This window comes from Franconibacter sp. IITDAS19, from assembly GCF_023079515.1.
GTDB classification, from domain to species: Bacteria; Pseudomonadota; Gammaproteobacteria; order Enterobacterales; family Enterobacteriaceae; genus Franconibacter; species Franconibacter pulveris.
Genome location: NZ_JALJCP010000001.1, coordinates 611,836 through 626,879 on the forward strand (window position 1 = coordinate 611,836; position 15,044 = coordinate 626,879).

The 15,044-nt window shown below is 56.1% G+C and carries 13 protein-coding genes; 9 read left to right on the plus strand and 4 right to left on the minus strand.

Annotated elements, in window-relative coordinates; all coding sequences use genetic code 11:
• Positions 1 to 184: 184 nt before the first annotated feature.
• Positions 185 to 688: a DNA starvation/stationary phase protection protein Dps gene (dps, locus tag MT962_RS03085; protein WP_024555989.1), complete on the minus strand. Its 504-nt coding sequence runs from the start codon at positions 686 to 688 to the stop codon at positions 185 to 187.
• A 305-nt stretch (positions 689 to 993) separates the two neighbouring features.
• Positions 994 to 1,881 carry a threonine/homoserine exporter RhtA gene (gene rhtA / locus MT962_RS03090; RefSeq protein WP_247364529.1) on the minus strand — a complete coding sequence of 296 codons (888 nt, stop codon included), beginning with the start codon at positions 1,879 to 1,881 and terminating at the stop codon, positions 994 to 996.
• 355 nt (positions 1,882 to 2,236) lie between these two features.
• On the opposite strand from rhtA, the gene ompX reads away from it, so the two are divergent.
• On the plus strand, positions 2,237 to 2,752 hold the full coding sequence (ompX, locus tag MT962_RS03095) for an outer membrane protein OmpX (protein WP_024555991.1): 516 nt from the start codon (positions 2,237 to 2,239) through the stop codon (positions 2,750 to 2,752).
• Between the two features lie 71 nt (positions 2,753 to 2,823).
• Here ompX and MT962_RS03100 read toward each other — a convergent pair whose 3' ends face one another.
• Both MT962_RS03100 and mntS read right to left on the minus strand, forming a co-directional pair.
• Positions 2,824 to 4,407, minus strand: a complete 1,584-nt coding sequence (locus MT962_RS03100; protein WP_024555992.1) for a phosphoethanolamine transferase — start codon at positions 4,405 to 4,407, stop codon at positions 2,824 to 2,826.
• A 300-nt stretch (positions 4,408 to 4,707) separates the two neighbouring features.
• Complete coding sequence (gene mntS / locus MT962_RS03105) at positions 4,708 to 4,842, minus strand: manganase accumulation protein MntS (protein WP_034882037.1); 135 nt, start codon at positions 4,840 to 4,842, stop codon at positions 4,708 to 4,710.
• A 191-nt stretch (positions 4,843 to 5,033) separates the two neighbouring features.
• On the opposite strand from mntS, the gene mntR reads away from it, so the two are divergent.
• From mntR to MT962_RS03145, 8 genes are all read left to right on the plus strand, one after another.
• Complete coding sequence (mntR, locus tag MT962_RS03110) at positions 5,034 to 5,507, plus strand: manganese-binding transcriptional regulator MntR (protein WP_024555993.1); 474 nt, start codon at positions 5,034 to 5,036, stop codon at positions 5,505 to 5,507.
• On the plus strand, positions 5,504 to 6,619 hold the full coding sequence (locus tag MT962_RS03115) for an SLC13 family permease (RefSeq protein ID WP_247364530.1): 1,116 nt from the start codon (positions 5,504 to 5,506) through the stop codon (positions 6,617 to 6,619). The genes mntR and MT962_RS03115 overlap by 4 nt, the downstream gene beginning before the upstream one ends.
• Positions 6,620 to 6,720: 101 nt before the next feature.
• A complete protein-coding gene (locus MT962_RS03120) occupies positions 6,721 to 7,860 on the plus strand; it encodes an HlyD family secretion protein (RefSeq protein WP_024555995.1) in 1,140 nt (379 codons plus the stop codon).
• On the plus strand, positions 7,857 to 9,428 hold the full coding sequence (locus tag MT962_RS03125) for a DHA2 family efflux MFS transporter permease subunit (RefSeq protein WP_024555996.1): 1,572 nt from the start codon (positions 7,857 to 7,859) through the stop codon (positions 9,426 to 9,428). Before MT962_RS03120 ends, MT962_RS03125 begins: the two co-directional genes overlap by 4 nt.
• 1 nt (position 9,429) lies before the next feature.
• A complete protein-coding gene (locus MT962_RS03130) occupies positions 9,430 to 10,968 on the plus strand; it encodes an efflux transporter outer membrane subunit (protein ID WP_024555997.1) in 1,539 nt (512 codons plus the stop codon).
• A gap of 109 nt (positions 10,969 to 11,077) precedes the next feature.
• Positions 11,078 to 12,121 carry an aldo/keto reductase gene (locus tag MT962_RS03135; RefSeq protein WP_048888373.1) on the plus strand — a complete coding sequence of 348 codons (1,044 nt, stop codon included), beginning with the start codon at positions 11,078 to 11,080 and terminating at the stop codon, positions 12,119 to 12,121.
• A 174-nt stretch (positions 12,122 to 12,295) separates the two neighbouring features.
• Positions 12,296 to 13,672, plus strand: a complete 1,377-nt coding sequence (locus tag MT962_RS03140; protein WP_188723236.1) for a glycoside hydrolase family 1 protein — start codon at positions 12,296 to 12,298, stop codon at positions 13,670 to 13,672.
• Positions 13,673 to 13,718: 46 nt separating this feature from the next.
• Positions 13,719 to 15,041, plus strand: a complete 1,323-nt coding sequence (locus MT962_RS03145; protein ID WP_024561200.1) for a PTS transporter subunit EIIC — start codon at positions 13,719 to 13,721, stop codon at positions 15,039 to 15,041.
• The last annotated feature ends 3 nt before the right edge of the window (positions 15,042 to 15,044 follow it).

Sequence of the window (15,044 nt, forward strand, 5' to 3'; positions counted from 1 at the left end):
GGGTTGAGCATTATTAGCGCAGATTACGGTTTGAAAACAATCGTTACTTAACGATTGTGTGAGGGATTAGTTACAAAAAAATAACGGAAAGGGGGAATGTGAAACAAAAGCCTGCACTTAGTTAGTGCAAAGGCAAAAAAAAGCCCCTTCCCGAACGGGAAAGGGCATAAGCAGAGCGTCTGGCTTATTCGATGTTGGATTCAATAAACCACAGGAATTTATCCAGGTCGCGGGAGGCCGCGGTGAAAATATCTGCTGTATCTTCGTCTTTCGCTTCGCTGATCGCTTTACGAACATCGTTCGCCACAATAGCGTAGCGGTCGGCCAGCGCTTTCAGGTGCTCCTGCACGGTGTGGATATCAAGCGGGTAGCTTTGCAGCGGAGTCTTGCTGTTCACGACCTGTGTGGTACCCAGGGCGACGCCGCCCAGCTGTACGGCACGTTCAGCGATGGTATCCAGGTGTTCGGTCAGCGTGGTGCGGAAACCGTCCAGCATTTCATGAACGCCGATGAAGTTAGCACCGCGCATATTCCAGTGAGCCTGTTTGGTGATCAGCGACAGATCGATAAACTGAACAACCTGACGATTGAGCAGCTCGATGGTGGCTTTCTTGTCTTCATCTGCTACATCGTTACGGGTGTAGAGCAGATCAGAACCTTTAGATTTAACCAGTTTAGCGGTACTCATAATCATATCCTCTTGATGTTGGTGTCCCAATCAATTTACCGGAAATAAGTATAGCATCGGTTCCTCGACCTGCAGGTTTGGATATACCTATTGGTTAAATAGCAGAAGCTAAGTTGCTTTTAATTTTATTGATAATCAAATGGTTATCGCGTTTTTTGCGGATGAATCTTAATTCCGTCAGCAACAGAAGTTCATATTCTTATTATTTATTGATCTACAACAAACCTGGCAGGAAATATAAGTTGCTTAAGCGGGGGGAATTATTTTCGCCCGTCAGCGAGGCGGGCGAAAATAAATAAGAAAGGTTAATTGATATCAACCTCTTTGAGCTGCGTTTCGCGGCGAAGGGTAAGCGTCGAGCCAACGGAGGCGATGATTATCGACAATAGCGCCAGCCACTGCGTCAACGTCAGGCTTTCGCCCAGAAACACCATACCAGAGAGCGCCGCAAGCCCTGGCTCCATACTCATTAGCGTACCGAAAGTGCGGGTGGGTAAACGTGTTAGCGCAATCATTTCAAGAGAGTAGGGCAGCGCGGTGGAAAGCACCGCAACGCCAAGCCCCAAAGGCAGCAGCGACCAGTGCCACAGCGCCTCGCCCGCCTGCAAAGCGCCAACAGGCACAAAAATCACTGCGGCGATAAGCGAGCCTAACGCCACGGTCGCCGGGCCATGATCCGCGCCGGCGCGCTGGCCGGTCAGAATATAAAGCGCCCAACAAGCGCCCGCGCCCAGGGCGCAGGCAGCGCCAAACAGGTCGACATGGGCGACATCTTTACCGAGCGGCAGCAGAAACCACAGCCCCAGCACCGCCAGAATGACCCAGACAAAATCGATGGGTCTGCGCGAGCCAAACAGCGCGACCGCCAGCGGCCCGGTAAACTCCAGCGCTACCGCAATGCCAAGCGGCACCGTATTAATCGCCAGATAGAACAGGTAGTTCATCGCGCCCAGCGACAGTCCGTAGCAGAGCAAAGGCAAACGCTGCGATTTCGTAAAGCGCAGGCGCCACGGCTTGAAGACGATAACCAGAATAAGGGTGCCCAGCGCGAGACGCAGCGCGGTAACGCCGGGCGCGCCGACCAGCGGAAAAAGCGATTTAGCAAGTGAGGCGCCGCTCTGAATTGAAATCATAGCGACCAGTATTACTACTATGGGCATCCAGACGGGCATTTTGCGGGGCAACGTAGGCATCCTGTTCCTGTCAATTTTTGTCAGTGATAAGTAAAAGCCTGAGTTTAAGCGAAATAAAACGGTGCCGGTTGAACTTTTATTGAAAAATCACGCCGGGAAAATCGCTACCATGGCCGCCGTATCGCTCATTATTTCTCCATTCCCATTTAGGAATAATCTGGATGATGGTTAACGCTACGGGCATCCATAATGAGGCCCACGTGTTAAAACGCTGGATATTGAACAAGATAGGAGCATATGGAAATGTTCTGTTACACCAAAAGACGCGTTAGACAACGCGATTCACAAAGAGTTTCTCACCCGTCTTTGGTATATTAAAAACTTAGGACTTACTTGAAGCACATTTGAGGTGGTTATGAAAAAAATTGCATGTCTTTCAGCACTGGCTTGTGTTCTGGCCGTTTCCGCGGGTTCCGCTGTTGCCGGTACTGCTACCGTTTCCGGTGGCTATGCTCAGAGCGACGCGCAGGGCGTAATGAACAAAATGAACGGTTTCAACCTGAAATACCGCTATGAGTTCGATGACAGCAACCCGCTGGGCGTAATCGGTTCCTTCACCTATACCGAAAAAGATCGTACCGATAACGGCCTGTACAACAAAGGCCAGTACTACGGCCTGACTGCCGGTCCGGCTTTCCGCATCAATGACTGGGCAAGCATCTACGGCGTAGTGGGTGTTGGCTATGGTAAATTCCAGAGCACCGACTACCCGACCAAAACCAGCGACACCAGCGACTACGGTTTCTCTTACGGCGCCGGTCTGCAGTTCAACCCGGTTGAAAACGTTGCTCTGGACTTCTCCTACGAGCAGAGCCGCATCCGCAACACCGATGTTGGCACCTGGATCGCAGGCGTGGGCTACCGCTTCTAATTCGCTTTGCGAAGATAAAAAATCCGCCTCACCGGGCGGATTTTTTTTGCCTGCAACGTACGCGCAAAACGCTAGCGTGTTTTCGTCTCAAAAATATCGCTGCCCAGGTGATCATAGCTCACCTTATGCAGTTTAAAGTTAGTCACCCAAACCGGCCCCGCTTTTTGCGACGAGACAAACTTATATTTCGACGTAATTTCTTTTGCTTTAATTCCCGTCCACTGCGCAAAAAAGCTCAGAAAATCATTGGCTGAGCGGCGCGCTTTAATAAGGCGATGCGCGGTGTCGTCGCTTGAAAGCACCATAAAGGGCACCTGGAAATTTTGCTGAAACTTATCGTCATGCGCCAGGTACTGCACCTCTTTACCCCGCTCTTTAAAGGCCAGACCGTGGTCGGAAAAATAGACCATGGAGAAACTTTGCCCGGTGTTCTGCAATTGCTGATAAAGCTGCTCCAGCAGATGATCGGTCTGCGTGATGCTGTAAAGGTAGCAAGAGGTCTCCTTCGATTGAACGAACACCTCATATTTGCCTTGCGTGCGGTCGCAGGCCTGAGGATGCGAGCCCATCAGATGCAGCACGATAAGTTGCGGCTGCGTACGCGGCGTGGCAAAAACCTGCGACGTCATCTTTAACAGCGCTTCGTCACGGGTATTTTTATCCGCTTCGAAATCGCCGCTTTTCAGAAACTGCACTTCATCGGCGCGCTTAGCGATGCTGGCGATGGCGGTGTCGTACTCGCCAATCTGGCCCTGATTAGAGAACCACCAGGTCTGAAAACCGGCGCGATTGGCAAGCGTAACGAAGTTATCCTGATACTGCGGCTTATTGTCGAGCACGCGATTGAGCGTCAGCCCCAGCGATTTTTGTGTGGAGCCGCTTGCGGCGACGTAATCCGTAAAAAAATAGCCATTGGCGTGGCTGGCGAAAGGGGTGTTGTCCCAGTGGCCGCCAAACGCGCCGACCGCGTCGCGGCGCACGCTTTCGCCAATCACCACCACATAAGTGTGGTATTTCGGCTTCGCCGCCAGCACGTTCCAGGAGTCTTTCACCTGCGACAGCGCAGCCATACGCTGCTGCTCGTCGATCACCTCTGCATTATTAACCACCACATCTTTAACAAAGCGGAACACCGGATAGCCGGTGTCTTTGAGCTTAAAGACGCCGCCATAAGCAAGGTTTTGCAGCGGCGCGACAAAAAAAGCCGCCACGCTCACCGCAAGGCAAAGATGGTCGGTAAAACGCCACGGCTGTTTTGCGGCGGGCTTGCGCCGAAAAGCGATAACGCCGAGCGCGAAGATAAACAGCGACACCAGGTAGCTGTACCACGGGAAGATGGTCAGGAGCTCGGTGGACTCTTCCATATTGGTGGAATGCAGCGCCAGCAGCGTATTGAAGTTCGGCGCGCCGTAAGCCTGACCAAAGGGAAAATAGAAAGCCGCCGTCAGCGAACAGAGCGCCAGCATATTTTTTTGCACGCGCGGCGCAATGCGCCAGAGCAGCAACAGCACGCAGCTGAAAGCCACGGCGTAAAGCAGGCTGAATTCATAACCCAGCGCAGTGTTAATAAGCAAGGATTGCAGAAAGTAGAAACCCACCCACGGATCGAGCGCGATGCCGCGCGCAGCCAGCGTATCTTTAACGGTTAAATTCATATTCAGGTTCAACGAGACGCCATGCGCTAACCCTGGCGTAGAGGGTCTGTCGTGCTTTGCGGTCGGAAAAGGGAAAGGAAGAAATTCACATCCGGGAGCCGCTGTGCTGACAAGGCTGCAAGAAGATAAAGCCGAAGAATAAGAAGATCAACTGGCGCTAACAAACTGTTTTGCGAGGGAGATTACAAAAACGGCGAAAAAGCGGGAAAAGAGCCAACGTGACGAGAGAAAACCAGAAAAAATAAGCCAGACAAATGACAAAACGATGACGGGGTCATCAGAAAACCTTCTTGCGCACGCTTACTTCTGACGAGGCGGCGTTTGCGCCGGCTGCGGTTTTCCGCCCAGATAATCGCACAGTAAATTCAGCAGCAGCAGCCGCACCTGAAAAGGGGAGTGACTAAACACGCGCATACACCTCTTAAATTCGTTCATAACACGCCTCCTCGTGTAAACAGCCAGCCCAACCATCCTTGCTCGGCTGTTTGCATTACATACAGATATAGCACAGGCTATATTCTATAGCTACGGCTAACTCGTTAATTTTTTGTGCTGGCGAAGGTGTGGTTTACAATGGGCGCACCGTAGAGCATCCCAACAATGCGCCACTGAAATGAGGAAGTAGAATGAGCCGTCGGGCAGGTAAGCACAGCAGCACAAAAGTGACGCAACTGGTTAATGTTGAAGAGCATGTTGAAGGCTTTCGCCAGGTGCGAGAAGCCCACCGGCGAGAGCTTATTGATGATTATGTCGAGCTGATTTCCGATCTTATCCGGGAAGTGGGCGAGGCCCGTCAGGTCGATATGGCGGCGCGGCTCGGCGTCTCGCAGCCTACCGTCGCGAAAATGCTCAAAAGGCTGGCCACCGTGGGGCTTATCGAGCAGATCCCCTGGCGGGGCGTTTTCTTAACGGCCGAGGGCGAAAAGCTGGCCCAGCAGAGCCGCGAGCGCCACCAGATAGTAGAAAACTTCTTGCTGGCGCTGGGCGTAAACCCTGACACGGCCCGTCGCGACGCGGAAGGGATGGAACATCACGTCAGCGAAGAGACGCTTGAGATCTTTCGCCGCTTCAGCGAACAACATGGATTCGGTCACGAATGATTAAAACGCTGGCGCGTCCTTTCCTGCACGATCGTTTCTTACAACTGCTGCTTATCGTTGGCGCCGCGCTGCTTGTCGCCACGCCCTTCGCGCCGCAGCAGTGGGCCTCCGCTATCGACTGGCATACTATCCTGACGCTGGCGGGTTTAATGATGCTCACCAAAGGGGTGGAACTGAGCGGCTATTTTGACGTGCTCGGCCGTCGCATGGTGCGCCGCTTCGCCAGTGAACGACAGCTCGCGCTCTTTCTGGTCTGCGCCGCCGCGCTGCTTTCTACCTTTTTAACTAACGACGTGGCGCTCTTCATCATTGTGCCGCTGACGCTCACCTTAAAGAAGCTGTGCAATATTCCGGTTAACCGGCTGATTATCTTTGAAGCGCTGGCGGTTAACGCCGGGTCGCTGCTGACGCCGATAGGCAATCCGCAAAACATATTACTCTGGGGACGTTCCGGACAATCGTTCGCCGCGTTTGTCTGGCAGATGGCGCCGCTGGCGCTGGCGCTCGTAACCAGCCTGTTGCTTCTTTGCTGGTTCTGTTTCCCGGCCAAAAAGCTCGACTATCAGGCGCGGGAGAAAAGCCCCGCCTGGCAGCCGCGTCTGGTCTGGGGCTGCCTGGCCTTTTATGTTGTTTTCCTGGTTGCGCTTGAGCTTAAACTCGAATTGTGGGGCGTTCTGCTGGTGGCCGCCGGTTTTGCATTGCTGGCGCGTCGGGTGCTGGTCAGCATCGACTGGAGCCTGCTGCTGGTTTTCATGGTGATGTTTATCGACGTGCATATGCTCACCCAGCTTCCTCTGCTGCAGGGAATGCAGAATGTGTCGACGCTTTCCCACGGCGGGCTGTATCTGCTCGGCATTGGCCTGTCGCAGGTAATCAGCAATGTGCCGGGCACCATTTTATTGCTTAACTATGTACCGCCCTCAGCGCTGCTCGCCTGGGCGGTTAACATCGGCGGGTTTGGCCTGCTGCCGGGGTCGCTCGCCAATATTATTGCGCTGCGCATGGCGAATAACCGTCGCATCTGGTGGCGCTTCCATCTCTTCTCTATTCCGTTGCTCGTCTGGTCGGCACTGGTGGGATACGGGTTGATAAACCTGCTTTTTCTCAGATAGTGCTAATTTGTCAGTTTTTCCTGGAAAATGTATAGCTACGTCCTACGTTTAGTTAACGACGCTTTTGTGACGTAGTTAACTGACAGGACTGTTGCTGGCATATGGCTGAGAACAACAAGAAGCCTGACGACGCATCTCGTCAGGACGAAGAGAAAAAAGAGAACAAACAGGGCGAAGAGGGAAAAAACGGCGACAACGGGCGCAAACGGCCCGGTAAAAAGCCGTTAATCATTCTTGGCATCGTGGTTATCGTGATGGTTATCGTGGCGCTGGTCTGGTGGTTTATGACCCGCAACGAAGAGACCACCGATGACGCTTTCACGGAAGGCGACGCCGTGACCGTAGCGCCAAAAGTGGCGGGCTATGTGACGGATCTGCGTGTAAAAGACAACCAGCTGGTGAAGAAGGGCGATTTACTGGTGGTTATCGACCCGCGCGACGCGCTGGCCCAGCGCGATCAGGCCCGGGCGCAGGTTGGCCTTGCCGAATCCCAACTCCATCAGGCTCAGGCGCAGCTGGCGCTGGCTAAAGTGCAATATCCCGCCCAGCGGGATCAGGCGCAGGCGCAAGTACTGAAGGCCGAGGCCGATCTCGCTAACGCCCGCGCCGAATATAAACGCCAGCGCGGCGTCGACCCCCGCGCCACGTCGCAGCAAAATATCGATACCGCCAGCGCGCAATTGCGCAGCGCCGAAGCGGGCCTGGCCAACGCCAAAGCGCAGCTGGAAGTCGCCGAGCAGGTTAAACTGCAAATCCGTCAGCAGGAGACCAATGTCGAGGCTCGTCAGCGACAGGTCGAGCAGGCGCGCGCCCAGTTGCAGACGGCGGAGCTTAACCTCTCTTATACCGAAGTGCGCGCCCCGTTTGACGGCTACGTCACAAAGCGTAACGTGCAACTCGGCACGCTGGTGCAGGCGGGCAGTTCACTCTTCTCGGTGGTTTCCCCCAATATCTGGGTAGTGGCGAACTTTAAAGAGTCGCAGCTTGAGCGCATGCGCCCTGGCAATAAAGTGACGCTGTCGGTGGATGCCTTCCCGGATATGGAACTGGAAGGGCATGTCGACAGTATCCAGCAGGGCAGCGGCTCCCGCTTCTCTGCGTTCCCGGCGGAAAACGCCACCGGCAACTTTGTAAAAATCGTCCAGCGCGTGCCGGTAAAAATCGTTATCGATAAAGGGCTCAGCGCCGACAGGCCGCTGCCGCTCGGGCTTTCCGTGGAACCTAAGGTGACGGTGGAATGAGCGAGCACGGCCACGAGAACTGGAAACCCGCCAGCAACCCGTGGGCGGTGGCGATAGTTGTCACCCTCGCGGTGTTTATGGAGATTCTCGACACCACCATCGTGAACGTGGCGTTGCCGCACGTGGCGGGTTCACTCTCTTCAAGCTATGACGAATCGACGTGGGTGCTCACCAGCTATCTGGTGGCGAACGGCATCGTGTTGCCGATTTCGGCGTTTTTAAGCCGCCTGTTCGGCCGCAAGCAGTTTTTCCTTATCTGCATTGTGATGTTCACTGTCTGTTCATTTCTCTGCGGTATCGCTACTGAGCTATGGGAAATTATCCTGTTTCGTATATTGCAGGGTTTTTTCGGCGGCGGGCTGCAGCCTACCCAGCAGTCAGTGCTGCTCGACTACTTTAAGCCTGAAGATCGCGGCAAGGCGTTCGGCCTCTCGTCCATCGCCATTATCGTCGCCCCGGTGCTGGGGCCGACCCTTGGCGGCTGGATAACTGACAACTACTCCTGGCGCTGGGTCTTCTTTATTAATATCCCGGTCGGCATTATTACCGTGCTGGCTATCTATCAGCTGCTGGAAGATCCGCCCTGGGAGCGTAAATCCGAAGAGAAACTGACTATTGACTGGACCGGGATCGGCTTGATAGCCCTGGGCCTCGGCTGCCTGCAGGTGATGCTTGACCGCGGCGAAGATGAAGACTGGTTTCTCTCGAATTTCATTCGCACTTTCGCGGTGCTGACGCTTATTGGCATCATCGGGGCGATTTTCTGGCTTATCTATGCCAAAAAGCCGGTGGTTGACCTGCACTGCATGAAGGATAAAAACTTCGCCGTCTCCAGCCTGCTGATGGCGGGCATGGCGATGATCCTCTACGGCAGCTCGGTCGTTATTCCGCAGTTGGCGCAGCAGGATCTGGGCTATACCGCCACCTGGTCCGGGATGGTGCTTTCGCCTGGGGCGGTGCTCATTGTGTTAACGATTCCCCTTGTGCTGAAGCTCATGCCGATAGTGCAGACGCGGTATATCATCGCCTTCGGTTTCGCCTGCCTTGCCGCATCGTTTTTCTGGTCGCGCACGCTCACGCCGGATATCGATTTTGAAACGCTGGTGCTTTTTCGCAGCGCCCAGTCAATCGGGCTTGGCTTTCTGTTCGTGCCGCTGACGACCATTGCGTTTATCACCATTCCCCGGCAGCTGAACGCCGATTCCGCCGCGCTGTTTACGATGTTTCGTAACGTGGCAGGCTCCGTCGGCATATCGCTTTCCACTGCGGCGATTACGGAGCGTTCACAGGCGCACAGCGCCTATCTGAGCTACCACACGTCGTCCTTTAACGAGCAGTTTCAGCAGGCGATACGCCATTCGGCAGAGGCGATACGTAATTTTACCAGCCTGGCGGGCGATCCGGCGGGCATTGCCACCGGTCAGATGTATAAAACGATGATTGCCCAGTCGCGCATTCTCGCCTACATCGACGTCTTTACGATTTTAAGCGTCGTGGCGCTGCTGTTGATTCCTTTTTGTTTACTGCTTTCGCCCATCAAGAGCGAAGGCGCCGCAGGAGCACATTAACATGTCCAGGAGAGTGATTTTTCAACCCGCCATCGCGCTTGCCTTGCTGGCGGCGGGCTGCGCCGTAGGGCCGGATTATCAGGGCGCAAAGCCCGTCACCCCCGGCGCGTTTGGTGAAACCACCCGCCAGAATCAAGCGGGCGTCGCCTCCCGAGCGCAGTCCACAGCCCCCGATCCCCGCTGGTGGCGCGCGTTTAACTCGCCGCAGTTGGACAGCCTGATTGAGCGCGCGATTGCCGGCAACCTGTCGCTGCAGCAAACGGTGCTGCGCATCGCCGGCGCGCGTGAACAAATTACCCAGGCGGGCGGTGCATTTTTCCCTGCGGTCAATGGCAACCTTCGCGCCACACGCCAGCAACTGGGGCTGAAGGGAGAGCTGAAATCGCATGATGTTTACGGCCAACTCGATGATGTCGACCCGCAAATCGCCGGCGCGCTGGGGCCGCTGACCCAGCCCATCAACCTTTATCAGGGTAGCTTCGACGCCCAGTGGGAGATTGACCTCTGGGGCCGGGTGCGGCGTCAGGTGGAGGCGGCGCAGGCGCAACAGCAGGCGGCGATTGAACAGCGCAACGACGCGCTGGTCTCGCTTGAAGCGGAAGTGGCCCGCGCCTGGCTACAGCTGCGCGGCGCGCAAAGCATCATCAACACATTGAACGCGCAAATCGCCTCGGCGCAGCAGACGCTGGAGCTGACCGAAAGCCGCCAGCGCGGCGGGCTTTCCCCGCAGCTGGACGTGGAGAATGCCCGCGCCCAGCTCGGCAATCTGCAGGCGCAGCTGCCGCAGTATCAGGCGCAGGCGCGCCAGGCGATGAACGGCCTGGCGGTGCTGCTCGGCAAGCCGCCGGGCGCGCTCGACAGCGAGCTGCAAAATGTGCAGCCGCTGCCAAAACTGCCAGAGATTGTGCCGGTCGGCGTGCCCTCCACGCTTGCGCGCCGTCGCCCCGACGTGCGTGAAGCGGAGGCGAACCTGCACGCCGCCACCGCGCAGATCGGCGTGTCGGTAGCGCAGCTTTTCCCGAGCCTTTCCCTTACCGGGCAGTTTGGCCTGCGCAACAGCGAAGCGGATTATCTGACTGACTGGAGCAGCCATTTCTACAGTTTCGGCCCGCAGCTTTCCATTCCCATTTTCCAGGGCGGACGGCTGGTCTCCAGCGTGAAGGTCGCCCGCGCCGAGCAGGGCGCCGCCGTGCTGCAGTATCGCCAGACGGTGCTGACCGCGCTTTCCGATGTGGAAAACGCGCTGGTGAGTTATCGCACCGACCAGCAGCGTGAAGCGGGGCTGAATAACACCATCGAAGCGTTGCAAACCGCTTTTGATTTGGCCAACGACAGCTATCGCAAGGGCATTGCGACCTTCCTTGACGTGCTCGACGCCCAGCGTCAGCTGGCGCAGGCTGAAGAGCAGCGCGCCCAGGCGCGGGTGCAGAGCAGCCTTGATTTAGTGGCGCTCTATAAAGCGCTTGGCGGCGGCTGGGAGCCTTACCAGAATGTGCGGTTGCCTGACTATGCTGTCTTTGGCGAAGCGCCGCGCGGTTAAGTTCAGAGGATTAGGCAAGAGATGAGCAGAAATTCATCCTCTCTGTTTTCACCAGGGCGTGTATAACGATAAGGGTTCCTGACATCGATTAACCGACGAGGGCTGTTCTATGCGTTATAACAAACTGGGTAATACCGGGCTGTTTGTCTCTGAACTCTGTCTTGGCACCATGACGTTCGGCGGCGAAGGTGAAAGTATGTGGGCCAAAATCGGCCAGCTGGGGCAGAGCGAGGCGGATAAGCTGGTCGGCAGCGCGCTGGATGCGGGCATTAACTTCATCGACACCGCGAATGTCTACTCGGAAGGACGCTCGGAAATCATTACCGGCCAGGCGCTGAAAAATCTTCAGGTGCCGCGGGAAAACGTGGTGGTCGCCACCAAAGTCTTTGGTGAAACCGGCACCGCAGGAGTTAATTCACGCGGTTCGTCGCGCTATCACATTATGAACAGCGTGAAAGAGAGCCTTCAGCGCCTGCAGCTTGATCATATCGATCTCTATCAACTGCACGGCTTCGACCCGGCCACGCCCATCGAGGAGACGCTTTACGCGCTGGATAACCTGGTGCGGCACGGCCACGTTCGCTATATCGGCGTTTCCAACTGGGCAGCCTGGCAAATCATGAAGGCGCTGGGCATTTCGCAGCGTCTCGGGCTTGAGCGCTTCGCCTCGCTTCAGGCTTACTACACCATAGCCGGGCGCGACCTTGAGCGCGAACTGGCGCCGATGCTGCAAAGCGAAGGGCTGGGATTAATGGTCTGGAGCCCGCTGGCGGGCGGTTTGCTGAGCGGCAAATACAGCCGTGAAGGCGAGGGCGAAGCCGGGTCGCGCCGCCTGAATTTCGACTTCCCGCCGGTCAATAAAGACCGCGCTTTCGACTGCGTGGACGTGATGCGCGCTATCGCCGACGCGCGAGGCGTATCGGTGGCGCAAATCGCGCTGGCCTGGCTGCTGCACCAGCCGGTGGTCAGCAGCGTGATCATTGGCGCCAAACGGCAGGAACAGCTCAGCGACAATATCGCCGCCACGGAGATTCATCTGAACGAAGACGAGCTTAACCAGCTCAACGCCGTCAGCGCGCTGCCGCCTGAATACCCCGGCTGGATGCTGGAGCGGCAGGGGGAATACCGCCGCAATCAGCTAACACCTTCCTGATTTTTCACCACACCCGCTCAGGCGGCGAGGGCAACCTCGCCGCCTTTTTTATGCTGCGCTTTTTCGACTCTGTTCACAAAATAGCCACGTGCTTTTTGTTTGACTTATCGTCATCGTCTATATGACTAGTCATATACTTTTAATGACTTTACATGACTATCGAGGAGAGCGAGCATGACGCAGAAACTGCCAGAAGGCTTTTTGTGGGGAAATTCCGTTTCCAGTATGCAGACCGAAGGTGCATGGGATGAAGAAGGAAAGGGGATGTCGGTGTACGACATCCGTGAAGCCAGCGAATTCGCGTCTGACTGGAAAGTCGCCACCGATTCCTATCATCGCTACGAAGAGGACTTCGACCTGATGCAGGATCTGGGCATGAACTGCTACCGCTTTCAGATAGCCTGGAGCCGGGTCTGCCCGGAGGGCGACGGCGAGTTCAACCCGCAGGGCATCGCTTTTTATGAACGTTTTATTGACGGCCTGCTGGCGCGCGGCATCGAACCGATGATCTGCCTCTATCACTTTGATATGCCGCTGGCGCTGGCGCGCAAATACAACGGCTTTACCGACCGCAAGGTTATGGAGGCCTTTGTGCGCTACGGGCGCAAGATGATCGACTGCTTCGGCGACCGGGTGACCTACTGGCTTACCTTCAACGAACAGAATATCTATCACATGCCCGAGGCGTTTAAGGTGGCGGGCTATTTAAGCGGCGAAAAGACGCTGCGCGAGCTTTATCAAATTCAGCATCACGTGATGATGGCGCATTGCCATCTCACCCATTATCTGCACGAGAACTATCCAGGCAAGCTCATGGGCGGCATGCTGGCGCACCAGCTTGTCTACCCGGCGACCTGCAAACCGCGGGATGTTTTCTGCGCCCAGCAGTATGACGAATTTCTCAATCAGAACCTGCTGCGCGCCTTTGCAGGCCAGGGCTACAGCCCGGCGGTCATGGCGGTAGCGGCGCGGGAAGGGTTTCAGGATATCTTCCGCGAAGAGGATCTGGCGCGGCTGGAGCAGATGAAAAACGACTTTATGGCCTTCAGCTACTATGCCAGCAAAACCCTCGACAGCGACGCCATCCCGCACGACGCGCCGGTTAACGACTACCTGCTGTACGGCGATAAGCCGAATCCCTACCTGAAGGCGACGGAATGGAACTGGCAGATAGACCCGCTCGGCTTTCGCACCATCATCACCCGCTATTACAACGACTGGCGGCTGCCGGTCTTCCCTATCGAAAATGGCATTGGCGTCATTGAATCATGGGATGGCGTCAACCCTGTCGAAGACAGCTACCGCATCGCCTACCACCGCGACCACATTCAGGCGATGAAAGAGGCCATTTTCAGCGATGGCGCGCAGGTGCTGGGCTATCTCGGATGGGGGCTTATCGACATCCTTAGTTCGCAGGGCGATATGCGCAAGCGCTACGGCGTGGTCTATGTGAACCGGGAAAACCACGACCTCAAAGATCTTAAACGGGTGCCAAAAAAGAGCTACGCGTGGCTGAAACAGGCGATTCGCAGCAACGGCGAGGCGTTGTAACGGGCGAGCGGGCGGTAAGCGGCTGATTAACAGGGGGAGCTTGATAATGTCTGAAGCAAACATAACACCGAAGATGCAGTCCTTTGTCGACAGGTTCGTCGACTATTCCGCCCGCCTCGCCGGACAGGTGCATTTGCGTTCGCTGCGGGACGCCTTCGCCATGGTGATGCCGGTCTTTATCCTGGCCGGCCTGGCGGTGCTTATCAATAACGTGGTCTTTCCCTGGGTGCTGGAGGGCGAAACGCTGGCGCGCTTTAAAATCTGGGGCGAAGCGATTATCAATGGCACGCTGAATATCGCCGCGCTGCTGATAGCGCCAATGATCGCCTGGGCGCTGGCGCGCAACCGCAATTTCGATAACCCGGTTTCGGCAGTGGTGATCGCACTGTGCAGCTTTATTATCATGATGCCCATGCGGCTTGAGCTGGTGCCGGAGGGCGGCGAGCGCGCGGTGCGCGTGACTCAGGCGCTCTCCTACGCCAATATAGGCTCGACCGGTATTTTCGCCGGCGTGCTGATTGGCCTGGTGGCTACCGAGCTGTTTATCCGCATCTCAGGCATCAAAGCGCTGGATATTTCGCTGGGAGAGAACGTGCCGCCCGCGGTGAGCAAATCGTTTTCGGCGCTGCTGCCGACTATCCTCACGCTGTCGAGCTTCGCCGTTATCGCAGCGCTGCTGGCCGCCGTGCTGCATACCGATCTCATTCATCTCATCACCACGCTTATCCAGCAGCCGCTGCGGCTGGTGAACACCAGCCTGCCCGGCACGCTCTTTATTTACAGCTTCGGCAATTTCCTGTTTACGCTTGGCATTCACCAGTCGGTGGTCAACAGCGTGGTGCTGGAGCCGTTTCTGCTCATCAATACCAACGAGAATATGCTGGCCTTCGCCAACGGGCAGCCCATTCCGCATATCATCAACAACATCTTTGTGCCGACATTCGGCATGATTGGCGGCACCGGCAGCACGCTGTCGCTGCTTATCGCCATCTTTATCTTCGCCCGGCAGAAATCGTCGAAGCAGGTGGCGCGGCTCGCCATTTCGCCCGGACTGTTCAATATCAACGAACCGGTCATTTTCGGCCTGCCGATTGTCTTCAACCTGCCGCTGATGATCCCGTTCGTGCTGCTGCCCGCCATCGGTATTTTCTTCGCCTGGGCTTGCACCAGCCTCGGTCTGATGTCGCGTTGCGTGGTGATGATCCCCTGGACCACGCCGCCGGTGCTCAGCGCCTGGCTCGCGACCGCCGGGGACTGGCGGGCGGTGGTGGTTCAGTTGATCATCATCGTCTTTGGTGTATTCTTCTACCTGCCTTTCCTCAAAGTTGCCGAGCGAGTGGCTTTAAAAAACAGTGGGATAGCGGAATAATCA